17 protein-coding genes and 9 tRNA genes are annotated in these 25,523 nt (G+C 63.6%); 18 read left to right on the top strand and 8 right to left on the bottom strand.

Annotated features, from left to right (window positions below):
• Positions 1–2: 2 nt before the first annotated feature.
• From zipA to KF759_RS02810, 18 genes are all read left to right on the top strand, one after another.
• On the top strand, positions 3–746 hold the full coding sequence (gene zipA / locus KF759_RS02725) for a cell division protein ZipA (RefSeq protein WP_291222872.1): 744 nt from the start codon (positions 3–5) through the stop codon (positions 744–746).
• A 12-nt stretch (positions 747–758) separates the two neighbouring features.
• Positions 759–1,241: a regulatory protein RecX gene (locus KF759_RS02730; RefSeq protein ID WP_291222873.1), complete on the top strand. Its 483-nt coding sequence runs from the start codon at positions 759–761 to the stop codon at positions 1,239–1,241.
• 72 nt (positions 1,242–1,313) lie between these two features.
• Positions 1,314–3,974: an alanine--tRNA ligase gene (alaS, locus tag KF759_RS02735; protein ID WP_291222874.1), complete on the top strand. Its 2,661-nt coding sequence runs from the start codon at positions 1,314–1,316 to the stop codon at positions 3,972–3,974.
• Positions 3,975–4,219: 245 nt separating this feature from the next.
• Complete coding sequence (csrA, locus tag KF759_RS02740) at positions 4,220–4,432, top strand: carbon storage regulator CsrA (protein ID WP_291222875.1); 213 nt, start codon at positions 4,220–4,222, stop codon at positions 4,430–4,432.
• A gap of 92 nt (positions 4,433–4,524) precedes the next feature.
• Positions 4,525–4,617 (top strand) — tRNA-Ser (locus tag KF759_RS02745).
• A gap of 192 nt (positions 4,618–4,809) precedes the next feature.
• Positions 4,810–4,886: transfer RNA gene (locus KF759_RS02750), tRNA-Arg, on the top strand.
• Between the two features lie 143 nt (positions 4,887–5,029).
• Positions 5,030–5,106, top strand: a tRNA-Pro gene (locus tag KF759_RS02755).
• Positions 5,107–5,160: 54 nt separating this feature from the next.
• Positions 5,161–5,237 (top strand) — tRNA-Arg (locus KF759_RS02760).
• Between the two features lie 146 nt (positions 5,238–5,383).
• Positions 5,384–5,460: transfer RNA gene (locus KF759_RS02765), tRNA-His, on the top strand.
• Positions 5,461–5,486: 26 nt separating this feature from the next.
• Positions 5,487–5,562 (top strand) — tRNA-Lys (locus tag KF759_RS02770).
• A 61-nt stretch (positions 5,563–5,623) separates the two neighbouring features.
• Positions 5,624–5,708, top strand: a tRNA-Leu gene (locus tag KF759_RS02775).
• Positions 5,709–5,799: 91 nt separating this feature from the next.
• Positions 5,800–7,077 (top strand): trigger factor, encoded by a 1,278-nt coding sequence (gene tig, locus KF759_RS02780; protein WP_291222876.1) that lies wholly within the window; start codon positions 5,800–5,802, stop codon positions 7,075–7,077.
• 26 nt (positions 7,078–7,103) lie between these two features.
• A complete protein-coding gene (gene clpP, locus KF759_RS02785; RefSeq protein WP_291222877.1) occupies positions 7,104–7,739 on the top strand; it encodes an ATP-dependent Clp endopeptidase proteolytic subunit ClpP in 636 nt (211 codons plus the stop codon).
• A gap of 104 nt (positions 7,740–7,843) precedes the next feature.
• A complete protein-coding gene (gene clpX / locus KF759_RS02790) occupies positions 7,844–9,121 on the top strand; it encodes an ATP-dependent Clp protease ATP-binding subunit ClpX (protein ID WP_291222878.1) in 1,278 nt (425 codons plus the stop codon).
• A 234-nt stretch (positions 9,122–9,355) separates the two neighbouring features.
• The gene (lon, locus tag KF759_RS02795; RefSeq protein ID WP_291222879.1) at positions 9,356–11,812 is read left to right on the top strand and encodes an endopeptidase La; all 2,457 of its coding nucleotides are present in this window, start codon (positions 9,356–9,358) and stop codon (positions 11,810–11,812) included.
• Positions 11,813–12,072: 260 nt separating this feature from the next.
• Entirely contained in the window at positions 12,073–12,378 is a 306-nt protein-coding gene (locus KF759_RS02800; RefSeq protein ID WP_291222965.1) for an HU family DNA-binding protein, read from the top strand.
• Between the two features lie 111 nt (positions 12,379–12,489).
• Positions 12,490–12,564, top strand: a tRNA-Val gene (locus tag KF759_RS02805).
• A 173-nt stretch (positions 12,565–12,737) separates the two neighbouring features.
• Positions 12,738–14,663: a SurA N-terminal domain-containing protein gene (locus tag KF759_RS02810; RefSeq protein WP_291222880.1), complete on the top strand. Its 1,926-nt coding sequence runs from the start codon at positions 12,738–12,740 to the stop codon at positions 14,661–14,663.
• A gap of 44 nt (positions 14,664–14,707) precedes the next feature.
• On the opposite strand, the gene KF759_RS02815 is transcribed toward KF759_RS02810, so the two are convergent.
• The 8 genes from KF759_RS02815 to KF759_RS02850 all read right to left on the bottom strand — a co-directional run bounded on the left by KF759_RS02815 (position 14,708) and on the right by KF759_RS02850 (position 25,338).
• Entirely contained in the window at positions 14,708–16,336 is a 1,629-nt protein-coding gene (locus KF759_RS02815; protein ID WP_291222881.1) for a hypothetical protein, read from the bottom strand.
• A gap of 29 nt (positions 16,337–16,365) precedes the next feature.
• A complete protein-coding gene (locus KF759_RS02820; RefSeq protein ID WP_291222882.1) occupies positions 16,366–18,129 on the bottom strand; it encodes an ABC transporter transmembrane domain-containing protein in 1,764 nt (587 codons plus the stop codon).
• 56 nt (positions 18,130–18,185) lie between these two features.
• Positions 18,186–18,797, bottom strand: a complete 612-nt coding sequence (locus KF759_RS02825; RefSeq protein WP_291222883.1) for a YigZ family protein — start codon at positions 18,795–18,797, stop codon at positions 18,186–18,188.
• 30 nt (positions 18,798–18,827) lie between these two features.
• Entirely contained in the window at positions 18,828–19,703 is an 876-nt protein-coding gene (locus KF759_RS02830) for a hypothetical protein (RefSeq protein ID WP_291222884.1), read from the bottom strand.
• Positions 19,700–20,257 carry an RNA polymerase sigma factor gene (locus tag KF759_RS02835; RefSeq protein WP_291222885.1) on the bottom strand — a complete coding sequence of 186 codons (558 nt, stop codon included), beginning with the start codon at positions 20,255–20,257 and terminating at the stop codon, positions 19,700–19,702. The genes KF759_RS02830 and KF759_RS02835 overlap by 4 nt, the downstream gene beginning before the upstream one ends.
• A 144-nt stretch (positions 20,258–20,401) precedes the next feature.
• Positions 20,402–21,904 (bottom strand): S10 family peptidase, encoded by a 1,503-nt coding sequence (locus KF759_RS02840; protein WP_291222886.1) that lies wholly within the window; start codon positions 21,902–21,904, stop codon positions 20,402–20,404.
• A gap of 418 nt (positions 21,905–22,322) precedes the next feature.
• Positions 22,323–22,407, bottom strand: a tRNA-Leu gene (locus KF759_RS02845).
• 90 nt (positions 22,408–22,497) lie between these two features.
• Positions 22,498–25,338, bottom strand: coding sequence for a TonB-dependent receptor (locus tag KF759_RS02850; RefSeq protein WP_291222887.1), 2,841 nt, complete (start codon positions 25,336–25,338; stop codon positions 22,498–22,500).
• Between the last annotated feature and the right edge of the window lie 185 nt (positions 25,339–25,523).

Below are 25,523 nucleotides of genomic sequence, written 5' to 3' on the forward strand. Positions count from 1 at the left end.
GCATGGGTTGGAATGCGGCGGTTGGCGTCCCCTTGCTGCTGGCGGGTCTGGTCGTGCTCGCGCTTATCTATTGGTTCGGCCGCCCGCAGCGGCCGGGGCAGGGCGAGCGGCGTCCGCAGATGCCGCGCGAGCGCGACGCAACCCGGATCGAGCCGACGCTCGGCGAGAGTTTCCAGGATCAAGACCCTGTCGATGCAGGGCCGACGCAGGGTGAACTGGATGTGTCGCTGGATGATTCGACCGCGGCCTCGGCCTCGCTCGGGGTGCCGCGTTCGGCGGTCGGCGCGCGTCCGCAGCAGCCGATCGAGCGGATCGTCACCTTGTTCGTGGCGGCGCGTGCGGGTGATCAGCTCAATGGCGCCGACATCGTCGTCGCGGCGGAAAAGGCCGGACTGCAATTCGGAGACATGGGCATTTTCCACCGTCTCGTGCTTGGCAAGAAGGTCGATGGACCGGTGTTCAGCATGGCCAACATGGTCAAGCCTGGCACCTTCGACATGGCGCGGCTCGATCAAGTGGTGACGCCGGGTATCACCTTGTTCATGACCTTGCCCGGTCCATTGCCCGCACTCGACGCCTGGGAAATGATGCTGCCAACGGCGCAGCGCCTGGCCGAGCTGCTCGGTGCCCAGGTGCTTGATGAGGATCGCAGCGCACTGGGCCGGCAGCGCATTGCTCACTTGCGCGATGAACTGCGCGCCTGGGACCGCGCGCAGGAGCGCGCGCGCATCCAACCAGGCCGCTGAGTCCGGATGATGATGCGGCGCGGGCACGCGAGCGGCCGCAGTGGCGGGGAAGACGCGCTGGCGCTGCTGGCCCGGCGCGAGCATTCCGCGCAGGAACTCAACGCCAAGCTGGCGCGGCGCGGCCATGCCAAGTCCCAAGCCGAGGCAGTGATCGAAGAGCTGCGCGAGCGCGGACTGCAGAGCGACGAGCGCTTTGCGCAAGCACTGGCGCGCCGTCGCGCGGCCCAGGGTTATGGCCCGCTGCGGATTCGCGCCGAGCTCAAGGCCCATGGGATCGATGCGGCCGAGGTCGGCCGGGCGCTGGCTGCGCTCGAGGTCGACTGGGCCGAACAGGCCGCTGCACAACTGTGTCGCCATTCCGGCTCGCGAACTTCCAGGGACGCGGCCGGACGGGCGCGCAATGCCGCCTTTCTCTTGCGCCGGGGCTTCGATGCGGCGACAGTACGCGCCGTCACGCGCGCCACCAGCAGCGACGACGACTTCGAGTTGGGTTGAAGGCTCGAATCGTCCGCCGCATCGTTGGCGTGCCCGACGGCGTCACCATCGAACTCTCCAAGCCGATTCCAGATGAAAACCGCGCAAATCCGCTCCGCCTTCCTCGATTTCTTCCGCGCCAAGGATCACACCATCGTGCCATCGAGCTCGCTGGTGCCAGCCAGCGATCCGACCCTGTTGTTCACGAACTCGGGCATGGTGCAGTTCAAGAACGTGTTTCTCGGCAGCGAGAAGCTCAAGTTCGTGCGTGCGGCCGATGTGCAGCGTTGCCTGCGCGCCGGCGGCAAGCACAACGACCTGGATTCGGTCGGCTACACGGCACGGCACCACACTTTTTTCGAGATGCTTGGCAACTGGTCGTTCGGCGATTATTTCAAGCGCGAGGCGATCGAATGGGCCTGGGAATTCCTCACCGGGGTGCTCAAGCTCGACAAGGAACGGTTGTGGGTAACGGTGTACCACACGGACGATGAGGCGTATTCGATCTGGAACGACCAGGTCGGCGTGCCTGCATCACGCATTGTGCGCATCGGCGACAACAAGGGCGCGCCCTACGCTTCGGACAATTTCTGGCAAATGGCCGACACCGGTCCGTGCGGACCTTGCACCGAGATTTTTTACGATCATGGCGCGCACATCGCCGGCGGGCCTCCCGGTTCCCCCGACGAGGATGGCGATCGCTACATCGAGATCTGGAACCTCGTGTTCATGCAGTTCGACCGTGCCGCCGATGGCACGCTCTCGCCCCTGCCGGCGCCTTGTGTCGATACCGGCATGGGTCTGGAGCGCCTTGCGGCGGTGCTGCAACACAAGCATTCCAACTACGAGATCGACCTGTTCCAGCGCTTGATCGGCGAGGCAGCGCGCCTCACAGGCACCGCCGACCTCGAGAACAAATCACTGCGCGTGATCGCCGATCACATTCGCGCGTGCAGCTTCCTCATCGTCGATGGCGTGTTGCCGTCCAACGAGGGGCGCGGCTACGTCCTGCGGCGCATCATCCGTCGCGCCTTGCGGCATGGCTGGATGCTCGGCCGGAAACAACCCTTCTTCCACGCGATGGTGCCGGCGCTGGTCGAGGTGATGGGCGCGGCCTATCCGGAGTTGCCCGAGAAGCAGGCGCTGGTCGAGAACGCCTTGCGCAAGGAAGAGGAGCGTTTCGGCGAGACGCTTGAAAACGGCATGCGCCTGCTGGAAACCGTGCTCAAGGATGAATCGCAGCCAGGCCGGTCCGCGACTGATCCGGCGCGCAGGATTCCAGGCCAAGTCGCCTTCGCTTTGTATGACACCTACGGGTTTCCGGTCGACCTGACCGCCGACATCGCGCGTGAGCGGGGCTGGACGCTGGACATGGCCGGCTTCGAAGCCGAAATGGAACGCCAGCGCGAGCGCGCGCGCGCGGCCAGCCAGTTTGACAGCAAGGCGATCTTGCCGGCCGAACTTGCCAGCACACTCGCGCCGACGCAGTTTCTCGGCTACCAGACCCTTTCCGCGGATGCGGCCAAGGTCGTCGCGATCGTGCGCGAGGGCAAGGCGGTCGAGACGCTTGCGAGCGGCGAGACGGCGGTGATCCTGCTCGATCGCACGCCGTTCTATGCCGAATCCGGCGGACAGGTCGGTGATCGCGGCGAGTTGATCGCGGAGGACGGGCGTTTCGATGTGGCCGACACGATCAAGCTCGGCGGTGTCTTCCATGCCCACCTGGGTTGCTGGAGCGGCGCGCCCTTGAAGCTGGGTGCGACGATCCTGGCCCGAGTCGATGGTGCACGTCGCCAGGCCACCGTGCTCAACCATTCGGCCACACACCTGTTGCATGCCGCCTTGCGCGCGATCCTGGGCACGCACGTGCAGCAGAAGGGCTCGCTGGTTGCGCCCGATCGCCTGCGCTTCGACTTTGCGCATTTCCAGCCGGTGACGGCAGCGGAACTGCGCCGAATCGAGGACATCGTCAATGCGCAGATCCGCGGCAACGCGGTCGCGGAAACGCGCGAGATGGCCTATCAGGCAGCGCTCGACTTCGGGGCGATTGCGCTGTTCGGCGAAAAGTATGGCGACGAAGTCCGTGTGCTCAAGATGGGAGACTTTTCGACCGAACTGTGTGGCGGCACGCACGTGTCGCGCACTGGCGACATCGGACTATTCAAGATCATCGCCGAAAGTGGCGTTGCCGCTGGTGTGCGGCGCATAGAGGCGGTCACCGGCGCCGCGGCCATTGCCTTCGTGGCTGACGAGGAGGCGCGTCTGGACCAAATCGGCACCTTGCTTTCCGGCCATGGCGAGGACGTGGTCGACAAGCTGCGTCAGTTGTTCGATCGACAGAAGAAGCTGGAGCGCGAGCTGGAGTCGCTCAAGGCAAAAGCAGCCAGCTCGGCAAGCCAGGATCTGGCCGCAGCGGCGCGGCGGATCGGTGGCATTGCCGTGGTCGCTGCCCGAGTCGATGGTCTCGATGCCAAGGCGCTGCGCGAAAGCATCGACGTGCTCAAGCAGAAGCTCGGCGACTGCGTCGTGTTGCTTGCGGCCGGTGCGGAGGGCAAGGCGGCGCTGATAGGCGGCGTGCATGGCGCGGCGCTGGCGCGGGTCAAGGCAGGCGAGGTGGTTGCACATGTCGCCGCGCAGATTGGCGGCAAGGGTGGTGGTCGGGCCGACATGGCGCAGGGGGGCGGGGTGGACACTCCAGCGCTTGATGAAGCGCTTGCCAATCTGCCCGCCTGGCTGGAATCCAAATTGTCGTAAGGAACCTGCCATCGTGGTCCAACCGGAACTTTCGTTCATTGCGCAGGGGTATTGCCTTGGTTAGTATCGCCGCACAGTAACGAATGTTCGGTTGGCACCGCGTCTGGCGTCGCGCTTGCGGCGACACGCATCACTCCACTTTGGCGGTCTGCGCCCCTGCTTGATCGGCACACAGATGTCGGCGGCAATTCAGGTGATCCCGCTGCGCAGGTGACGTTGGAGCAAGCCGAGGCAAGGAGATCCAAATGCTTATCTTGACTCGCCGCGTTGGCGAGACGTTGATGATCGGTGACGAGGTGACAGTCACCGTTCTGGGTGTCAAGGGGAACCAGGTGCGCATCGGTATCAACGCACCCAAGGACGTGGCTGTGCATCGCGAAGAGATCTACCAGCGGATCAAGCGTGAGCTTGCTCCCGGCGAGCATCCAAGTGGTGGCGAAGGCGCCGAGTCCACCTGATCTTTGACCCGACGTCGTTTCGACGGTATCCTCCGCAGCCCGTCGCGGCGGTGCAGTGCGGTCGTCGTGTCGCATCGACAAGTTGGGAAAACGGAGAGATGCCCGAGAGGCCGAAGGGGCTCCCCTGCTAAGGGAGTATAGGGTCAAAAGCTCTATCGAGGGTTCGAATCCCTCTCTCTCCGCCAGTTCCAATGTCGCGCTTCGGTGCTGGTTTGATGGCAGCAAGGTGATGCGAAATGCATTGCTGCCGCAGCCGACGAAATAAAAGGTTGACGCGCGCGGAGGCAATCAGAATAATCGCGCGCCTTCATCGGCGGTGGTCGATGAAGTGGACAAGGGCGGCATCGTCGATGTCGTTTCGAGTCCGCAAGAAAATTGCGCCCGTAGCTCAGCTGGATAGAGCACCAGGCTACGAACTTGGGGGTCGGGAGTTCGAATCTCTCCGGGCGCGCCATCCAACACGAGGGGTGCTTCGGCACCCTTTTTGTTGCGGATTCGGATGATCCGCGCCGTTGCGGGTCGATTGACGTTGGTCGCGGTGGTTCGTACCATTGCGGGCTGTTTGCACGCATGAAGTTGCGCGGTAGATCGGCATGCCGGGGTATAGCGCAGTCTGGTAGCGCGCCTGCTTTGGGAGCAGGATGTCGGGGGTTCAAATCCCTCTACCCCGACCAAACTTGGCTGGCGCCGCGTGCCGGTGTGCGGTGGAACAATGCAAGGCTGACGATGCGCCCGTAGCTCAACCGGATAGAGCATCGGCCTTCTAAGCCGACGGTTGCAGGTTCGAGTCCTGTCGGGCGCGCCACCGGTTGTGATCAGGCGCTGCGTGACGGTGGGTGAGGTTGCGGAGTTCTTTGGTCGCTTGCCGCCTTCGGGCGGAAAGCGGGTGAGGCAGGATGCCGAACGGAGAACCCTGCAGGGATGCACGCAAGTCCATCCGGTTTGTTGATGGTGGGCGTAGCTCAGTTGGTTAGAGTACTGGATTGTGATTCCAGTGGTCGTGGGTTCAAATCCCATCGCCCACCCCATTTTCGTTACAATTGATCTTTCATGTGGGCCGTTAGCTCAGTTGGTAGAGCAGGAGACTCTTAATCTCTTGGTCCTAGGTTCGAGTCCTAGACGGCCCACCATTTTCCTGACGCTGCGTACCGGTGCTTTGTGGACGGGATGCACGCGACAGAGTCCGATCGGGCGAAAGTGGCGAAACTGGTAGACGCACCAGATTTAGGTTCTGGCGGGGCAACCCGTGAGAGTTCGAGTCTCTCCTTTCGCACCACTGTTCTCCTGCGCGCTCTTGTCGCTGCGACCGCTCCGGCCGGCCCGGAACGCTGTCGTCCTTGCTGAACGAAGTACGCCCAGAGGACAACATGCAAGTCTCGATCGAAAATTTCGGCTCGCTTGGCCGCAAGCTCACCGTCCGTCTCCCTGCGCAGCGCCTCGAAGATCGCGTGCGCTCGCGCCTGACCGAGTTGAGCCGCACCGCGCGCATCAAGGGATTCCGCCCCGGCAAGGTGCCAGCCAAGGTGATCGAGCAGCGTTTTGGCGGCCAGGTCCGCAACGAAGCGCTGTCGGACATGATCGGATCGAGCTTCCAGGAAGCGATCGCGCAGGAAAAGCTGCGTCCGGCGATGCAGCCGTCGATCGCGACCACGGGGCGTCCCGAGAATGGCGAAATCGAATACACCGCCACATTCGAGGTGCTGCCGGAGATCGGCAAACTCGATGTTTCGACTATTGAGATCGCCAAGCCGGTGGCCAGCGTGACCGATGCCGACATCGATCAGATGATCGAGACCCTGCGGCTGCAGCGCCGCACTTGGGCGCAGGTTGAGCGTGCGGCCCGCGAAGGCGACATGGTGTTGTTCGAATACAGCGCCCAGGGTGACGGCTTCCGCCATCCCGAAAGCGGCATGGATCGGGTTGGAGCGATCCTCGGCTCCGGCGCATACGCGCGGGACCTCGAGGAGAAGATCGTCGGCCGCAGCGCGGGCGAAACCTTCAAGGCGCATGTGGACTTCCCGCAAACCGCGCGCACTCCGGCATTGGCTGGCAAGAGCGCCGATGTCGAGGTGCATCTGGTGCGCGTGCAGGAAGCAGCCCTGCCAGCGATCGATGATGCCTTCGTGGCGAGTTTCGGCGTCAAGGAAGGCGGCATGCAGCGCTTCCGCGAAGACGTTCGTGCCAATCTCGAACGCGAGCTCAAGGGCGTGTTGATGTCGCGCCTGAAGGCCGATGCGCTCGACAAGCTGGTCTCCGCGCATCCGGAGCTGGAAATCCCGCAGGGCCTCATCGAAGCCGAGGCGCGCCAGCTGGCACAGCAGGCCGGCGCGCAATCGGCAGAAGCCGTGGCCGACTATCACGCTGCCGCACGTCGTCGCGTGGGTGCTGGCCTGCTGATCGCCGAGCTGGCCAAGCAAAACCAGATCCGCCTCGAAGCGCAGCGCGTGCGCGAGGCTCTGACGATGATTGCTTCGACCTACGAGGAGCCGCAGCAGGTCATTGAACTGTATTCACGTGATCCCCAGTTGATGAATGCGCTGCAGAACCGCGTGATGGAGGACCAAGTCGTGGAATGGCTGGCCGAGCACGCCAAATGCAGCGAACAGTCCCTGAGCTTCAACGACGTCATGCGGCCCGGCGCCTGAGTGCGATTGCGGCCCGGGAGAGAACCATGTCCAGCCTGATCACGCCTGCCACCAGTCTCAACCTCGTGCCGATGGTGGTCGAACAGACCTCGCGCGGCGAGCGTGCCTACGACATCTATTCGCGTCTGCTCAAGGAACGAGTGGTGTTTTGCGTCGGCCCGATCGACGATTACATGGCCAATGTGATCGTCGCGCAGCTGTTGTTCCTGGAGTCGGAGAATCCGGACAAGGACATCAACCTCTACATCAACAGTCCCGGCGGTGTCGTCACCGCCGGACTGGCGATCTACGACACCATGCAGTACATCCGCTGTGACGTCAGCACGATGTGCATCGGTCAGGCGGCCAGCGCAGCGTCGTTGCTGTTGATGGCGGGCGCCAAGGGCAAGCGCTATGCGCTGCCCAATTCGCGGGTGATGATCCACCAGCCGTCGGGCGGGGCGCAGGGGCAGGCTACGGATATCGAAATCCAGGCCCGCGAGATTCTCTACCTGCGCAGCCGGCTCAATGACATCTATGTCAAGCACACCGGCCAGCCGATCGAACAGATCGAGCGCGACATGGAGCGCGACCGTTTCATGAGCGGAGAGGCTGCCAAGGCCTACGGCCTCATCGACGCCGTGCTCGATCGACGCCCGGCGGAAGCCGCGCCGACCGCCTAAGCGATTGATTCGGCGTTTGTAATCCCTTGCAGACGCGGGCCCGGGGCGGCTCGCGCGCTGTGTTATCCTGCGCCCGCATTTGCGACAAGTTCCAGAGGCAACGCATGACCGAAGACCGGCAAGGCCGAGCGGGCGACAGCGGCAAGATTCTGTACTGCTCGTTCTGCGGCAAGAGCCAGCATGAAGTCCGCAAGCTGATCGCGGGCCCGTCGGTGTTCATCTGCGATGAATGCGTCGAACTGTGCAACGACATCATCCGCGAGGAACTCGAGGAAAAGGCCTCGACTTCGCGCAGCGACCTGCCCAAGCCGGCCGAGATTCTCGAGGTGCTCGACCAGTACGTGGTCGGGCAGGCGCGCGCCAAGAAGGTGCTCGCAGTCGCCGTCTACAATCACTACAAGCGACTCGAATCGCGCAGCCGCAGCGACGATGTCGAGCTGGCCAAGTCGAACATCCTGCTGGTCGGCCCGACCGGTTCGGGCAAGACCTTGCTCGCCGACACGCTCGCGCGCCTGCTCAATGTGCCGTTCACGATTGCCGACGCGACCACGCTGACCGAAGCCGGTTACGTCGGCGAGGACGTCGAGAACATCATCCAGAAGCTGCTGCAGAAGTGCGACTACGACGTCGACAAGGCGCAGAGCGGCATTGTCTACATCGACGAGATCGACAAGATTTCGCGCAAGAGCGAAAACCCGTCGATCACGCGCGACGTTTCGGGTGAGGGCGTGCAGCAGGCGTTGCTCAAGCTCATCGAGGGCACCATCGCCTCGGTGCCGCCGCAGGGCGGGCGCAAGCATCCGCAGCAGGAGTTCCTGCAGGTCGACACCAAGAACGTGCTGTTCATCGTCGGCGGTGCGTTTGCCGGACTCGAGAAGATCATCCAGCAGCGTTCCGAAGCGACTGGCATCGGCTTCAATGCCGAAGTGCGCAGCAAGGATCGCCAATCCGACGCCGTCAAATTGCTCGCCGATGTGCAGCCCGAGGATCTCGTCAAGTTCGGCCTGATTCCCGAGCTGGTCGGGCGCCTGCCGGTGGTGGCCACGCTCGAGGAGCTCGACGAGCCGGCTCTGGTGAAGATCCTCACCGAGCCCAAGAACGCGATCACCAAGCAATACAAGAAGCTGTTCGAAATGGAAGGTGCGGAACTGGAGTTCCGCCCCGACGCGCTCACCGCGATTGCGCGCAAGGCGATCAAGCGCAAGACCGGCGCGCGTGGTTTGCGCACGATTCTCGAACAGGTGCTGCTCGACACCATGTTCAACCTGCCTTCGCTCGAACACGTGAGCAAGGTCGTGGTCGACGAGGCCGTGATCAATGGTCAGGCCGAGCCTTACCTGATTTATCGCGGCAACATGCAGAACCGCGCCGCCTCCGAGTGATCCCGACGATGGGCCGGATTCGCCACGTGCCGTGCGCAGTGCGCGGGTTGCGGTTCGGTTGAGCCGGCAAACACGCGCTGATCTGCCTGCCGGGTCCTGCCGGGCCTCCCGATTGACCTCCGCTTCGGCCGCTCAGGCTTGCAATCCCCGTCACCAATCCTCACTTGACGAATGACCGGACTGGCGACAGGCTGGCCCCGGCATCGCACATGTCCCTTGGAGTCTTTTGCGCAGATGAGCGAGAAAACCGCCAGACCAGACCGTCCCACCGATCCCGTTGAATTGCCGGTGCTCCCGCTGCGCGACGTGGTCGTGTTTCCGCACATGGTGACGCCACTGTTTGTCGGGCGCGAGAAATCGGTGCGCGCGCTGGAAAGTGCGATGGCCGGCGACAAGAAGATCCTGTTGGTCGCCCAGCGCAGCCCCGACGTGGATGATCCCGGTGAGGCCGATCTGTACAAGATCGGCACCGTGGCCAGCGTGCTGCAGCTGCTCAAGTTGCCTGATGGCACCATCAAGGTGCTGGTCGAAGGGCTCGATCGCGCCGAAATCGTCGCTTTCGGGATGCGCGATGGTCTACTCGCTGCACACGTCCACACGCTTGAGCCCGCCTATACGCGCAGCGAGCGCGAAATCGGCGTGATCGGCCGCCAGCTGATCAGCAATTTCGAACAGCTCGTCAAACTTTCACGCAAGATTCCGCCGGAGCTGCTGTCCACGCTCGGCGGCATCGAGGATCCGTCACGCCTGGCCGACACCATTGCCACCCACCTTGGTGTGCAGGTCGCTGACAAGCAGAGGCTGCTCGAAGCCTGCGATGTCGCCGACCGACAGGAGCAGCTGGTTGGTCTTGTCGATGGTGAAATCGACGTGTTGCAGATCGAGAAGCGCATTCGTGGTCGCGTCAAGACGCAGATGGAGAAGAGTCAGCGCGAGTACTACCTCAACGAACAAATGAAGGCGATCCAGAAGGAACTGGGTGACACCGAGGAAGGCAGCAACGAATCCGAGGAGTTGTCGCGCAAGATCAAGGCCGCGGGCATGCCCAAGGCGGTCGAGGCCAAGGCGCGGACCGAGCTCAACAAGCTCAAGCAGATGTCGCCGATGTCTGCCGAAGCGACCGTCGTGCGCAACTATGTCGAGGCGCTGCTGGGTGTGCCGTGGAAGCGGCGCAGCAAGGTGCGGCGTGATCTGCAGCGTGCCCAGGACGTGCTCGATGCCGACCATTACGGCCTCGAGAAGGTCAAGGAACGGATCGTCGAGTACCTCGCCGTGCAGCAGCGCGTGCACAAGATGAAGGGGCCGATCCTGTGCCTGGTCGGCCCGCCGGGCGTGGGCAAGACTTCACTCGGGCAATCGATTGCCAAGGCGACCAACCGCAAGTTCGTGCGCATGTCGCTCGGCGGCGTGCGTGACGAAGCGGAGATTCGTGGTCATCGGCGCACCTACATCGGCTCGATGCCCGGGCGCATCATCCAGAACCTGTCCAAGATCGGCTCGAAGAATCCGCTGTTCGTGCTCGACGAGATCGACAAGATGTCGATGGACTTCCGTGGCGATCCTTCGGCGGCGTTGCTCGAAGTACTCGATCCGGAGCAAAACCATGCCTTTGCCGATCATTATCTCGAGGTCGATGTCGATCTCTCCGAGGTGATGTGGATTGCCACCGCGAATTCGCTGAACATTCCACCGGCACTGGCCGACCGCATGGAGATTATCCGCATTCCCGGTTACACCGAGGACGAGAAGCTCAACATCGCCGAGCGTTATCTCGTACCCAAGCAGCTCAAGGCCAATGGTCTCAAGGAAGCGGAGTTCGCCATCGCCACCGAAGCCTTGCGCGACATCGTGCGCTACTACACGCGCGAGTCGGGCGTACGCAATCTGGATCGGGAGATTTCCAAGATCTGTCGCAAGGTGGTCAAGGAGATCAGTCTTGCCGCGAGCAAGGCCGCGGAAAAGGGCAAGGAGAAAAGCGAGCGTCGCCGCAAGGTGTCGGTGACGTCGAAGAATCTAGACAACTACCTCGGTGTGCGCCGCTTCACTTATGGCCGTGCCGAACAGCAAAACGAAATCGGTCTGGTGACCGGTCTGGCCTGGACCGAGGTGGGCGGCGACCTGCTCAGCATCGAAGCCACGGTGGTGCCCGGCAAAGGCAAGCTGCTGCACACCGGTCAACTTGGTGATGTCATGCAGGAGTCGATTCAGGCCGCGCTGAGCGTGGTGCGCGGCCGCGCCTCCGGATTCGGTCTCGATCCGGATTTCCACCAGAAGCTCGATATCCACGTGCATGTGCCCGAGGGGGCGACGCCCAAGGATGGACCGAGCGCGGGCATTGCGATGTGTACCGCGCTGGTCTCGGTGCTTACGCGCATTCCGGTGCGTTCGGAAGTGGCGATGACCGGCGAGATCACCTTGCGCGGTCGCGTGCTGCCCATCGGTGGTCTCAAGGAAAAGCTGCTCGCAGCGCATCGCGGCGGAATCACCACCGTGATCATTCCGGAGGAAAATGCCAAGGACTTGGCTGACATTCCGAAGAATGTCACGGCGTCGCTGCAGATCCACCCGGTTCGCTGGATCGACGAGGTGCTCGACATTGCACTCGAACACCCGGTGCCCAAGCCGGAAGGCGTGGAGCCCGAGGCTGCGCGTGTGGCGACTGATCCGCAGGAAGGTGCCCGCGCGCATTGACCGGCGTGATCTCGTGCCAAGCGCTCCGAAACTCTCCGGACCCGTGCACGCCGGCCTGCGGCAAGCGCTGAAAGAGCGCTCCGCGATGCGAAAAGCGCCTGATATAGCAGGCTTTTTCGGTTGCGTGCTCACAGGGTCACTGGTATAAAGTCGGCGCTGCGATCCAGGTGACAGACAGTGTCCGGGCGATTGCGGATAAATGGACGCGTTGATTGTCTGGTGCGGATTGGCCGACTGCGCGCTCCGATTCTGATCGAATTCTGCGGAGCGACCGTTCCGCGCAGGAGCATTCAATGAACAAAGGTGACCTTGTCAACGCCATGGCCGATGGTTCGGGCCTGTCCAAAGCCGATGCAGAGCGCGCTCTGGACGCCATGATCGACGCCATCAAGACGTGCCTGCAGGGTGGCGGTGAAGTTTCGCTGGTCGGATTTGGCGCCTTCATCGTGCGTCCACGTGCAGCACGCACCGGCCGCAATCCGCGCACGGGCGAGGAAATCACGATTCCCGCATCGAAGGTGCCGGCGTTCCGCCCGGGCAAGGCACTCAAGGACGCGGTCGCCTGAAGCCGACGCAGCCGGCGGACTTCCGGTCCGTCGGCGCAATCTGCCTGCTTGGCGACGAGGTCGGTGAAGATCGGTTTGCATCTTCGCTCCACGGACAATTGCGGCTGCGGCGGGTGCTTAGCTCAGCGGTAGAGCGTCGCCCTTACAAGGCGAGGGTCGGGGGTTCGAAACCCTCAGCACCCACCATCCGCGATCCCGCGCCCGAAACGAGGCGATCGCGACAAGGCGCCTGCGATGGCGCCTTTGTTGTGTGGCAAGTCCGTTCGCAGGCAGTGGCGACACCGTACAATGCGCGATTGTCTTGAACTTTCCCGGCCGCATGGCCGCTTGTTGAACTTCCAGAATCAGGTTTCCAGCCCATGTTGAAGATGCTTCGCGGCAAGTACTCCAAGCTGATGGTGCAAATTGTACTTGTATTGATCACGATCGGATTCTCGTTCTTCGGCGTCGAGAGCTATTTCGTTTCGCGCATCAATACCGACGTTGCCACAGTCGATGGCGTTTCGATCAGCCAGGAAGTTTTCCGCGAGCGCTTCGGCCAGTATCGCCAGATGCTGGCGCAGCAGATGGGACAGGGCGCTGATCTGAGCGTCCTCGATCGCCCCGAGGTCAAGGCCGGCTTTCTCAACCAGTTGATCGACGAGCAAGCGCTGATGGAAGCCAACGATTCCCTCGGCATCGTGGTGCCTGCCGCTTCGATCCGTGACGAAATCGCCAAGATTCCAGCCTTTCAGGTCGACGGCAAGTTCGATGCCGAGCAGTACAAACTTGCCCTGATGTCGATCGGCAAGAGCCCGCTCGGTTTCGAAGATGAAGTGCGCCGCAATCTCGCTGCTCGCCAATTGCCGATGCAGATCGCCGGTTCGGTGATCGTTACCGATGCGCAGATCGACGACTACCTGCGCCTGCGTGATGAACGGCGCGACTTCCGTTTCATCAAGCTTGACAAACCCGTGCCCAAGGACACGGAAGTCAAGCAGGACGAGCTCGAAAGCTGGTTCAAGGCGCACCAGGCCGAATTCATGGTGCCCGAGCGCGTAGCCATCGAGTATGTTGAACTCGACGCGAGCAAGATTCCGTTCAATGATACCCCCGACGACAGCGTGCTCAAGGAACGCTACGAAAAGGAAAAGGCACGTTTCGTCACGGCCGAGCAGCGCGAGGCATCGCACATTCTCATCAAGGTCGGCGGCAAGGGCGGGCCAGACGAGCAGAAGGCGGCTTTGGCCAAGGCCGAGGACATCGAGAAGCAACTCAAGGAAGGCAAGGACTTTGCGGCGCTCGCCAAGCAGTATTCGGACGACCTGGGTTCGAAGAACCAGGGTGGTGATCTTGGTTGGCTCGACAAGGGAGTGACCGAGGAAGCCTTCGAAAATGCCCTGTTCGCGCTCGAAAAGGGCAAGATTTCTGCGCCCGTGCTTGGCAGCGAGGGTTACCACATCATCGAACTGCGTGATGTGCGGCCAGGCAAGACGCGCAGCTTCGACGAGGTCAAGCCGGAACTGCTCACCGAATACCGCAATGGCGAGCGCGACCGCCTGTACTCTGAAAAGGCCGGACGTCTCACCGATATGGCCTATCAGGATCCGTCCTCGCTCGAAGGCGTGGCCAGGGAACTGGGCCTCACGATCCAGAAGGCGGGTCCGTTCCCGCGCATGGGCGGCGCCGGCATCGCCGGCAATCCGGCGGTGATCAAGGCGGCGTTCTCCGACAGCGTGCTGGTGCAGAAGAACAATTCCGATCCAATCGATCTGGGCTCAAGTCACATCATCGTCCTGCGCGACACCGAACATCTGGCAGCGAAACCACAGCCACTCGCCGATGTCGCCGACCAGGTGCGTGCGCGCATTCTTGCCGAACGTCTTGTGCAGCAAGCCAAGGCGCATGCCGACAGCCTGTTCGCCGAACTGGGCAAGGGCAGTACCCTCGATGCCGTGGCTGCCGGCAATGGTCTCAAGGTCGAGGACAAGCAGGGCATCGGTCGTGATGCCGCCACGCTGGACAGCGCCCTGGTCAAGGCCGTGTTCACGATGCCGCGCGGGCAGGATGGCAAGCCGAGCCGCGAACTCGTGAGCTTGGGCGGTGATGCCTATGCGCTGGTCGAGCTGACCGGCGTTACCGAGGGCAATCCCGCTACGCTCGATGCCAAGACGCGTGAAGCGGCCGGCAACACCTTGCGCCAAGGCTTGTCGATGCTCGCCACTACCGAGTTCATTGCCTCACTGCGCAAGAACGCCAACATCAAGCGCTACGAGAGCCGTCTCAGCGACCAGACGGCCGAGTAGGCGCGCCGTTTCGCCGTGGCGGCACCAACGCGCCGCCGCCACACTCATGCGCACGCCTTCTGCCACAGTTGGCGGATGGCGATCTGCATGTCGTGCGCTTGCGAGTCTGCATCGCACAGACGTTCGAGCACGGCCGCACGCAGCGCAACGCGCTGCGTGCGCAGCGACGGGACTTGCACCGCCAAGGCCAGGGCGCGCGATACGTAGTCGTCGATCGACGTTGCGATCCATTCCGTGCGACCGAGTCGTTGCAGCAAGCTTGCGCTCTGCCGACTGACCAGGGTTTCGCCTTCCAGAGTGACCACGGGGCACCCCATCCACAAGGCATCGCACGTGGTGGTGCAGCCAGAGAACGGAAACGGGTCGAGTACGATGTCGACCTTTGCGTAGGCGGTGAGCAGGTCGCGGTAAGGGACGCTTGCGTGCAGACGCAGACGCTGCGCTTCAACCCCGTGTTTGGCAAAGCGCTCTTGCAGATGTGTTTGCGTGGCCGGATCTTCGAGCATGCGTGCGCGCAGTTCCAGTTGTGCGCCAGGTGCTCCAAGCAGGATGCGCGACCAGGCGGCCACAACCGTGTCGTTGAGTTTGGCAAGGCGATTGAATGAGGCAAACACGAGAGGAGCCGCGCCGTCGTGGTCGGGCGCGGGCGCCGTTGCCAGCGGGCTGTAGCAGAAGCGGCCTGCCGGCAGGTGCAGCAAATTTTCGGTATAGGCCTGACTGCTGTCGGCTGGCGTCAGCCACGGGTCGCTGAACCAGGCATCAAGGTTGGGCGCGGCGGTGGTATTGAACCAGTCGAGCCAGCTGATCTGCAGCGGGGCCACGCGCTGCGCGATCACCTCCAGGCGGTTGGCCGTGGCGTGGCCGGCGAGATCGAACAGCACATCCAACTCGAGTTCACGCAAAGCAGAGAGCAGGGCCTCGTCATCCAGATGCGGCAGCAGGACACAGCGATCGGCGAGTTTGGCAAGGCGATGGCCGACTTCGTCGTTGAGCGGCTGCAAGGCAAGCAGCAGATGCTCGTATCCGGTGCGGTCGAAGGCACGCAATGGCGCTTCGAGAAAGCGCGCAACCGGGCCTTCGCTGAGTCGTGGCGAGAGCCAGCCGATGCGAAGGCGCCGCTGTGGGTCCTGCGCATGGCGCGCGTACGGCGGCCCAAAGCGGCGCAGATGGCGCGCGCCGAAGTCGTTCAGGGCGGCGAACAGGCTGTCGTTGCTCTGCGTCGGATCGTAGTGCATCACCACGAGATGCCGAGCGGCAGTCTCACGATTGCCCGGAACCAATTCGCGCAGGCTTGCCAGGCCCGTTTCGACATCACCGCGCTCGATCAGCGCGAGAGCACGCACCTCGCGCGTGGCGCGATCTTCAGGCCATCGTGCGAGAACGGCTTCGCAGCAGTCCAGGGCCGCGCTTGAATGGCCCAATGTCTGCAAGACAGCGGCCAGCGCGGCGCGTGGCGCCGGATCTTGCGGGAATCGGGCCACAACCGCCTGCAGCCAGCGCGCGCGCAGGCGCGGCCAAGGGGCAAACTCCATGTCGATCCGATCCGCCGCGCCGGGCAGCGCGAGGCTGGCCTCGGCGGTCGCCATCGCCAGCGCACGCTCGCCCTCACCGCTGCGCAGCAGATTGCGGACTACCGTGACGCGCGCCCGCGTCTGCGCCGATGCTGGAGGCACGCGGCCATCTCCATCCGCGCGCCCGCTACTCACGTGGCGAACTGCAACTGCGCGAGCTGGGCGTAGAGCCCACCGGCGGCGACGAGCTCCGGGTGCGTGCCTTGGGCGATGATGCGGCCTGCATCCATCACGATGATGCGGTCGGCGCGCTGCACCGTGGCCAGTCGATGGGCGATCACCAAGGTGGTGCGACCGCTCTTGAGCCGCTCCAGTGCGTGCTGGATCAAATGTTCGGATTGGGCGTCGAGGCTGGAAGTCGCTTCATCGAGCAACAACACCGGGGCATCGCGCAGCAACGCGCGCGCGATCGCAATGCGTTGCTGCTGGCCGCCGGACAGGCGCACGCCACGTTCCCCCAGATAGCTGTCATAGCCTTCGGGCAGGGCACCGAGGAAGCTGTCGGCTTCGGCCGCGCGTGCTGCCGCGATCACGTCCCCGCGACTTGCGTTGGTGCGACCGAAAGCGATGTTGTCGGCGGCGCTGGCGCCAAACAACACGGGATCCTGCGGCACCAAGGCAAAGCTGCCGCGCAGCTCGGGCAGGGCGAGTGCACGCAGATCCACGCCATCGAGCGTGATGCGTCCATGCGCCGGATCGTGGAAACGCAGCAGCAACTGGAATACCGTGGTCTTGCCCGCGCCCGAGGGGCCGACCAGGGCAATGGTCTCGCCGGGCTGCACGTCGAGCGTGAAATCGGCGAGCGCGCTGCGCTCGGGGCGTGAGGGATAGCGGAACTCGACGTTCTCGAAGCGCAGCGCTCCACGCAGCGGGTGGGGCGCCGGTTCCGGCTGGCTTGGCGAGGCAATGGTGGCTTGTGTATCCAGTAGTTCGGTGGTGCGTCCGAGCGCGCCAGCGGCACGCAGCAATTGACCCCAGACTTCGCTGAGCGTGCCGACCGAGCCGGCCGCGAGCACGGCGTAGAGCACGAACTGGCTGAGCACGCCCGGCGCCATCGTGCCCGCCATCACCGCCTTGGCGCCCGCCCACAGCACCAGGGTGATCGCGCCGAATACCAGCAGGATCACCAGCGCAGTGAGCGTGCCGGTGGTGGCGATGCGCAGGCGTGCGGTCGCCAGTGCGCGCATCACGGCGTCGGAATAGCGCCTGGATTCCTGCGGTTCGCGCGTGTAAGCCTGCACCGTGTGCATCGCGTTGATCGATTCGCCGGCAATCGCCGAGGCATCGGCGATGCGATCCTGGCTTTGTCGCGACAATCGTGAGACGCGCCGCCCGAACACGATGATCGGCAAAACCACCGCCGGAATGACCAACAGGGTGATTCCGGCCAGGCGCGGACTGGTCAGCACCATCGCGGTGATGCCGCCCACCATCGTCACCACGCTGCGCAGCGCGAGCGAGAGCGTCGAGCCGACCACGGTCTGCACCAGTTCCGTGTCGGCGGCCAGACGCGACACCAGTTCACCGGTGCGTGTGCTTTCGTAGAAGGTCTGGTCGAGGGTGAGCAAGTGGTCGAACAGGCGCTTGCGCAGATCGGCTGCAATCCGTTCGCCGAGCAGGGTGACGAAAAAGAAGCGCGCCGCGGTGGCGACCGCGAGTACGGCGGCGACGCCGAACAAGCCCAGAAAGCTCGCGTTGATCGCTTCCGCATTGGCCTTGACGAAGCCGTTGTCGATCATCACGCGTACCGCTTGCGGCAGTACCAGGGTCGCAGTCGACGACAGGGCGAGGAAACCGAGCCAACCGGCGATGAGTCCACGATACGGCCGCAGCAGCGGCAACAGGCGCGTGAGGAGGCGCAGTTTGCGCGGGGAGCGGGAGTCGTCGGTCGTCATCAATGCGGATTTGAGGCAGGACAGTGCAGGGTAGCGCCTTGCGCGCTGCGATCAAGTCAGCGCCAAGGCAGCTCGATCGGCGTTGGCCTGATGTCGGCACGTCCCCGACTGGCTTCGCGCACGAAATGGGTAAAGGCTTCGATCTTGGTCTGGGGCAGCTCGAAATCAAGGCTCAGGCCCTGCGCGGTATGGGCCTCGGCGAGCTTGCGTGCACCGAACTCGCGCAGGCGCGCGTGCAGCAGGGGCGCGAGCGCGAAATCGCATTCGACACGCAGGCGTGTCTGGGCAAGCCGCATGATGCGTGGTGCAAGACGCAGACATTCAGCGGCGCATCCGCCATAGGCGCGGGCGAGACCGCCGACACCGAGTTTGATGCCGCCAAACCAGCGCGTGACCACCACCACCACATGGTCGAGACCCTGGCTATCAATCGCCTGCAGGATCGGCCGTCCGGCGCTGCCGCCGGGCTCGCCATCATCGTTGAAGCGATACTGGTCGCCGTATCGGTAGGCCCAGCAGTTGTGGCTTGCATCGCGTGCGCTCACCGCACCGATGAAGGCGAGTGCGGCTTCGGCGTCTTCGATTGGTGCGGCCTGCACAAGAAACCGGCTCTTGCGGATCTCCTGCTGCAATCGCGCCGGGCCTTGCAGGGTCTGCGTGTCAGCCATGCCGTGACACGGAATCAGGTACAGGCGTGCTCATTGCAGGGATTTGAGATCGTCGGGCAATTCGACGTCGGGATGCATGCGGCGCAAGAGGTTGAGGCTTTCGCGTGCCTGCACGTCGCGCCCCTGTTCAAGCAACCACTGGATGCGGCGGATCCAGGCATCGGGTGCGAGCTTGCTGTCGTTGCGTATCTCGGCCGAGCGCTTGAGGCTTTCCGGCGTGGTCGCCGCGGAATCCCGCCGGGTGGCCTGCGCATCAATGGTGTCAGCCGATTCGCTGCTGCGGATGTCCTGGCGAACAGCGCCGCCCGACTCGGTCTTCATCGCTGCGGCGGCAGGAGCGGCCTGCGCCGTGGGTGCGGGTGCAGGTGCAGTGGCCGGCGGTGGGGGCGGTGCTGCAGGCGCAGGTGGCGGAACCGGCGCCGCTTGCGAGCGGGCATCCTTGGCGCGCGCACGCACCGTGTTCGTCTTGGTGACGGCTGGCGCGAGCTCGCGTGCCGGCTCGGCGGGCGCTGCTGCTGCGGCCGATGTGGCCGCAGAGTCTGTCGCTTCGTGCTCGCTGCGCGCGGGAGCGCTCTCGAACGGATGCACGGGTACATAGACACGCTGTTGCGCGGCAGGCGGTGCGGTCTTGAACGCGGAAGGCTCGGGCTGATGCAATGCGTCTTGTCCGACGTGCCAGGCCACGCCCGCGGCGAGCACGATGCCGGCAGCCGAGGAAAGGCCAACCAACCAGCGATGTCGGCGTGGTGCATGACCACGCGCCGCGCGCGCGGCCTCACCGAGCACGTTGCGATCGAGCCGACGCGGCGGCTCCACGCGCGAGAGCTTGCGATACAGCGCCGCCGTCTCGCCGCCATCGCCATCGAGCAGGCGCTGCAGTTCGCGGTCGTCGTCGGGCAGGCTCATGACTGCATCCTCGCGCGGATGCGCGCAAGCGCGTAGCGCAGGCGCGACTTCACGGTCTCGCGCCCGACATGGGTGATCTCGCCGATTTCTTCAAGGCCCATGCCGTTCTCGACGCGCAACAGAAACGTGGTGCGCTGTTCGTCGGGCATTTCCTCGAGCACCAGCTGCAGGCGGCGGCGCTGCTCGAATTCGCTGAGCATGCGCTCGGGTTGTTCGGCTTCGGGCGCATCGAGATTGCGCATGATCGTTTCGGTTTCTTCCACCGAAGCCTGCGGACGCTGGCGCCGGAAGCGGTCGATCACGAGGTTGTGGGCAATCTGCAACAGCCAGGTGCTGAACTTTGCCTCGGGGCGATAGCGCTCGCGCGCGCTGATCACGCGGCTCCAGGTTTCCTGGAACAGTTCATCGGCGTCGGCGCGGTGACGCAGGCTGCGCAGCAGGAAGCGATACAGCCCGCCGCGGTGCCGGCGATAGAGGGTTTCGAAGGCGAGCATGTCGCCTCCGCCATACGCGAGCATCAGATCCTCGTCGGTCGGTTCTTCCGGCGCCATCATGCGAGGTTAAGGCATCGGGAGGGTTTCTCGCCATCGCCGGATCGACCTGCTCAAACGCATGGGCCGCGGTCGCGGGGTCAATTCGCGGATCGCGGCTGTGGCTGCGTTCAGGGCAGCTGGGCGCGCGTGTCTGGGCGCTTGCCTTCAGTGTGCGGCATAGACGCGCATGGCGTCGTTGCGCAAATGCTCCTGACTGTCGGGGCGACTGTAGAACATGTGGCCGCCCGCGTATGACTTGACCTGCACGCGCTGCGGATCGCCCATCACCGGCATCTGGTCGACGATCAGCACCGAAGCCATGAACGGGCAGGACAGGTCGGCCCAGCCGTGGACGATCAGCACCTGCAGTTTGGAGTCGATCGCCACCGCTTGGCGCAAGGCATCGACCGAACCCTTGTCCGACTCCTTGCTGTCGCGGTCCCAGGCGCGATTCACCTCGTAGCTGAGCGCGTTGTAGCGGCCATCGAACTTCCAGCCAACCGTGCGCGTGATGAAATCGACCATCGCCGTGGTGGTCGGCGCGATGATGCCGTCAAGGATCGGATCATTGGTGCGCTGGCGCGGCGAGAACGGAAACGGATCCCAGGCGGTGACGTTGGAGTCGTAGCGGCTGCCGAGCTTGCCTTCCTTGCGGAACACCTCGCGCAGGAAAGCCTGGGTTTCCAGCCGGCCACCCGAGCGGCGCACGAATTCAGGATCCAGGCCGCTGAGTTCGGTCACGCGATTGACGATGCGCTCGAGCGCCTGCGGATCGGAGCGACCCTTGAGCAGGTCGGTGACATAGTCGGTGCGCGTGTAGTCGACGATCTGCTTCATCGCTGCATCGCTGAGTTTGCCGTGGCGTTCGAGATTGGCCGCGGCGATGCTCGGCAGAGTCAGCATCCACGGCAGTGGCGAGAGGTCGCCGTTGTCGCTCGCTTCCGGATCCAGATACGGCGATACCAGCACCAATCCGTTCATGGCGATGCCCAGCCGCGTCTGCAGGTAATGAGTGATGCGCGGGCCGCGGAAGCCGCCATAGCTCTCGCCGACCAGATACTTGCGCGATTCCAGGCGTTCGTTCTTGACCAGCCAGTCGTAAATGATGCGCGAGAGATATTCGATGTCGGCCTGGGTCGAGTAGAACTTCTTCTTGGCCACATCTTCATCGACCAGGGCGCGGCTGAAGCCGGTGCCGACCGGATCGATGAACACGAGGTCGGTGAAGTCGAGCCAACTGCCCGGATTGTCGATCGGCGTGGCCGGATCGGACGGACTGTTGCCTTCGGCACCGAACTGCACGCGCTTGGGACCCAGTGCCCCCAGGTTGAGATAGACCGACGAAGCGCCCGGCCCGCCATTGAGCGCGAAAGTCACCGGCCGATCCTTGCCGGGCACGGTGTAGGCGAAGAACATCACCTCGGCGATTTTCTTGCCTTTGTCATCGAGTACCGGAAGCGAGCCCACGGTTGCGTTGTAGTCGATCTTGCGTCCGGCAATCGTCGTCGACTGCTTGATGGTCTTGTCGGCCGGGAACGGGGGCAGCTTGAACTCGGCTTCCTTGCCCTCCGCCCCGGGCTTGCCTTCGGCCGCAAATGTCGCGACGGGCACGGCGAAGGCAATGGCGACACACGCGCAGGCAAGCGCGGCAAGGCGGAGGATGGACATCGACGAATCTCCAGGGGATTTGGCGCCAGCCAGCCTAGCGCGCCAACGCCGTCGGGCGATGTGCCAAAAGCCCCGGAATGGCCGGCCGTTGCGCGGGCGAGCGAATCCCTGCCGTCGCGCCCCGACTTCGGAAGCTGCGGCAGGCGACGGGACTCCGGCGTCGCAAGGAGGCCGGGATGGGGTGTGAGGGCCTGTGCAATCAAGCGCGTCGGCACGCAACCTGGGTTTGGCGAGCGCCGCAGGCATCATCGCGCTGCAGGTCTTCTTTCAAGCCATGCGGAACGCGGCTTTGCAGGGCACATCCTGGATCGCCAAGCACCCAATGCATGGGCGCGTCCGCCAAAAACACGAAAACCCGCAGGGCGTGCGGGTTTTGCGCGGTCTCCGGAAACTGGCCGGATTCCCTGAAAAGCCATGTTGGTGCCCAGGAGAGGACTCGAACCTCCACGGTTTTACCCGCTAGTACCTGAAACTAGTGCGTCTACCAATTCCGCCACCTGGGCCAAACCCGGCCGCATGCGACCGGGGCGCGAACCATACTGGCCGCGCCTGCGCCTGTCAACGCGCGCAGGGCATGGCCGGAACCGCATTTCTCATTGTGACAGTGGTGAGCCACCGAACTTGTAGGTGAATTCGACGTAATAGCTGCGGCCGACCGAATCGAACCAGGAGATGTCGTAGTAGGGATAGGCCGTGTAGGTCGGATCCTTGGGCGGCATCTTGTCGAACAGGTTGTCGATCGACAGCGAAAGCTGGGCATGGTCGTTGAAGCGGTATTGCGCCGAGGCGTTGTATCGATAAGTGGCACCAATCCACGCCTTCTCGCCGGCGGCAATGTCGACGATCTGGTCGTAGGAATCGGAATTGGGCAGGCTGCCCAGGCGCTGGCCATGCAGCGAGACCGTGAACGGATCGTGCACCCACGTCACCGTCATGCTCGCCTTGTTGCGCGGGATGTCGTAGCCGCTGTTGATTGCGAACTCGTCGAGCGTGGCATCTCCCGGATATTGCTGGAAGGAATGCATGCGCGCCCAGGTGTAGTTGCCGGTGAAATGGAAATCGCCGATGCCGGTCTCGAGCTTGTAGTGCGCACTCAGATCGATGCCGCTGGTGCGCTCGCGCGCGACGTTGATCGGGTTGACGAATACGCCATAGAGACGGTCGTTGGGCAGCCGCGTGATGCGGCTGATCGCGTCGACGCAACTGGGCGAGTTGGGGTCGACCGGATTGCCATTGACGTCGGAGCCGATGCGGCAGTTGGCTTCCAGTTGCAGCAGGCGATCGGTGCTCAGGTCCTGCACCTGGTTGCGCATGTCGATGTTGAAGTAATCGAGCGAGACATCGAACTCGGCCAGTGGCGACCATACGAAGCCGGCTGTCCAGGAGCGGCTGGTTTCGGACTTGAGCTTGCGATTGCCCTGGCGCGTGCGGATCAGGCCCTCGTCGCTGTAGTCACAATCGGTGATGTCCGTGCCGGGTTCCTCGGTGCGGCAGCGGTAATAGTCGGTGCCCGATGTCTCGTCATTACCGATGCCGGCGAACACGTAGTGCAGATCGGGCGCGCGGAAGGCGGTGCCGTAGGAACCACGCACGAGCAGGCTGTCGAGTGGACGCCATTCGATACCGGCGCTCCAGGTCGGCTTGCCGGTGCTGTTGCCGGCAAAGCGGTACTGGTCGTAGCGACCGGCCACGCTGAGGCTGAGGTTGTCGAGCAAGGGCATGCGCAGTTCGCCCGCGGTGGCCCAGCGGTTGCGGCTGCCTTTGCCGTCGGAATCCTTCCAGCTGTAGTAGTAGTACTGGGTCGCGAGTGGATCGGGACGCAGGTTGTAGGACTGGTAGCCGTACTCGACCACGCCGGCGAATCCAGCCGGGCCGGCAGGCAGGGTGAACAGTTCGAGGTTGGAGAACGAGAACGCGAGCGTGTCGGTCTGCGACTTCGGATGGTAGACCGTGCGCGCGAAGATCGACTCGTACTCGCTGCGTGTGAGCGGGGAGTACAGGCGCGAAGGATCGGCATTGAAGATCGGATAGCCGCTGTCGTCGTCGATACCCAATTGCGGGCCGAGGAAGAGGTCGTTGGCACGCGCGGCGACGATCTGTGGCCAGCTGATGGTCGAGCCGTACTGTGAGTGACTGAGCGCGCCTTCCCAATCCCAGGCGCTGCCGATGGTGCCCTTGAGGCCGGTGGTGAAAGCGAAGGTCTTCTGCGTGGTTTCGATGTAGCCCTTGCGCAGGCCGCCCATTTCCTCGGGCGTGAACTGGCGCTGCCAGTATTCAACCTGCTCGGTGGCCTGATTGTAGAAATAGCCTTCCTCGTTGCCGTCGGGCTGCATGTAGCTCCACTGCTCTACATCGCGGAACAGCTTGACCTTGCTGTAGCCGGCTTGGATGTCGGCAAACCACTTGAGGTCATCGCCGAGCGGCATGTTCATCGTGGTGTAGGTGTTGATGCCCTGGCGCTGGCTGATGATCGTGCCGTAGCCGATCGAGGCGTTGCTGCCGCAGTAGTAGCCGGGGCCGTAGTCATCCAGATCAGGATCATATTCGCCGTAGCCCGGACGCGAGGCGCGGAAGGTGGAGCCGTGGTTCAGATAGGCCAGTGCGTCGCAGGTTGCCTGACCGGGGTCGAGATAGGTGTCGTAGTAGTCGGTGCGCAGGAACACGCGGCGAGCCAGGCGCGAGCGCGAAGTCGGACCGTCGAGGGTCGAATCCTGGATCTTGCGGTCGTAGGCCCACAACGGCTTCTGATCGAGCAGCTCGGCGCCAAACATCAGGTTGAAATCGCCATGGGTGAAGCCGGTGGTGATGTCGAGCTTGGTCGAATTGCCGCCGCCGTGTTGGGTGTCGCCGTAGCGCAGGCTCAGGGTGGTGCCGTCGGCTTTGTCCTTGAGGATGAAATTGACCACGCCGGAAATCGCGTCCGAGCCATACACCGCCGAGGCGCTGCCGGTGAGGATCTCGATGCGATCGATCAGGCCGACTGGAATGTTGGAAATGTCGGTGAAGTTGCTGCGACCCTTGAACGGCATCGGGAAATCGGCAATGCGGCGGCCGTTGACCAGCACGAGGGTGTGATTGGGGCCAAGGCCGCGCAGGTCAACCTGTTGCGCGCCCGGTGAAAAATCCGCGCCGCTGGCCGATTGCTGGCTTTGCGTCTCACCGCCGTTTTGCGTCATCGCGCGCAGGATGTCGGGCACGCTCATCAGGCCGCTGGCCTTGATGTCGGCGGCAGTCATCACGGTGATCGGCGCCGGACCTTCAACCTGTGCGCGCGGGATGCGTGAACCGGTGACCGTCACGGTCTCCATCGCCTGCGCCTGGTTGCTCGTTGCGTCCTCGGTGGCGGCCTGGTCCTGCGCGTTGGCGCTGGCCGCGAATGTGATACTGCCCCAGATGCCGCAGGCGATGGCTGCGGCCAGTGTGGTCTTGCGCATTTCGGTATTCCCCCAAACGAATTTTCAAACGGGTGCCCGGCCCGCCGGTCGCAGGGGAGTCCGCACAGCGTCGCGCGCTGCGCCTCCCCGATTTGGCGATTCGATCTTGGCAGTTTGCATGACTTGCCGCTACTGCGGAAAGTTGGCAACAATGGCCTTGCACGGATGTCTCGGGCGTCCGTGGT

It is taken from the genome of Dokdonella sp., from assembly GCF_019634815.1.
GTDB lineage: Bacteria > Pseudomonadota > Gammaproteobacteria > Xanthomonadales > Rhodanobacteraceae > Dokdonella_A.

What these genes read in the sequence shown, in the direction of transcription:
- KF759_RS02825 (WP_291222883.1), bottom strand. Translation starts at nt 18,797, where the DNA reads ATGGCTGACACGCAGACCCTGCAAGGCCCGGCGCGATTGCAGCAGGAG.
- KF759_RS02840 (WP_291222886.1), bottom strand. Translation starts at nt 21,904, where the DNA reads ATGTCCATCCTCCGCCTTGCCGCGCTTGCCTGCGCGTGTGTCGCCATT.
- KF759_RS02730 (WP_291222873.1), top strand. Translation starts at nt 759, where the DNA reads ATGCGGCGCGGGCACGCGAGCGGCCGCAGTGGCGGGGAAGACGCGCTG.
- clpX (WP_291222878.1), top strand. Translation starts at nt 7,844, where the DNA reads ATGACCGAAGACCGGCAAGGCCGAGCGGGCGACAGCGGCAAGATTCTG.
- tig (WP_291222876.1), top strand. Translation starts at nt 5,800, where the DNA reads ATGCAAGTCTCGATCGAAAATTTCGGCTCGCTTGGCCGCAAGCTCACC.
- KF759_RS02850 (WP_291222887.1), bottom strand. Translation starts at nt 25,338, where the DNA reads ATGCGCAAGACCACACTGGCCGCAGCCATCGCCTGCGGCATCTGGGGC.
- lon (WP_291222879.1), top strand. Translation starts at nt 9,356, where the DNA reads ATGAGCGAGAAAACCGCCAGACCAGACCGTCCCACCGATCCCGTTGAA.
- KF759_RS02820 (WP_291222882.1), bottom strand. Translation starts at nt 18,129, where the DNA reads ATGACGACCGACGACTCCCGCTCCCCGCGCAAACTGCGCCTCCTCACG.
- alaS (WP_291222874.1), top strand. Translation starts at nt 1,314, where the DNA reads ATGAAAACCGCGCAAATCCGCTCCGCCTTCCTCGATTTCTTCCGCGCC.
- clpP (WP_291222877.1), top strand. Translation starts at nt 7,104, where the DNA reads ATGTCCAGCCTGATCACGCCTGCCACCAGTCTCAACCTCGTGCCGATG.
- KF759_RS02810 (WP_291222880.1), top strand. Translation starts at nt 12,738, where the DNA reads ATGTTGAAGATGCTTCGCGGCAAGTACTCCAAGCTGATGGTGCAAATT.
- zipA (WP_291222872.1), top strand. Translation starts at nt 3, where the DNA reads ATGGGTTGGAATGCGGCGGTTGGCGTCCCCTTGCTGCTGGCGGGTCTG.
- KF759_RS02830 (WP_291222884.1), bottom strand. Translation starts at nt 19,703, where the DNA reads ATGAGCCTGCCCGACGACGACCGCGAACTGCAGCGCCTGCTCGATGGC.
- KF759_RS02835 (WP_291222885.1), bottom strand. Translation starts at nt 20,257, where the DNA reads ATGATGGCGCCGGAAGAACCGACCGACGAGGATCTGATGCTCGCGTAT.
- csrA (WP_291222875.1), top strand. Translation starts at nt 4,220, where the DNA reads ATGCTTATCTTGACTCGCCGCGTTGGCGAGACGTTGATGATCGGTGAC.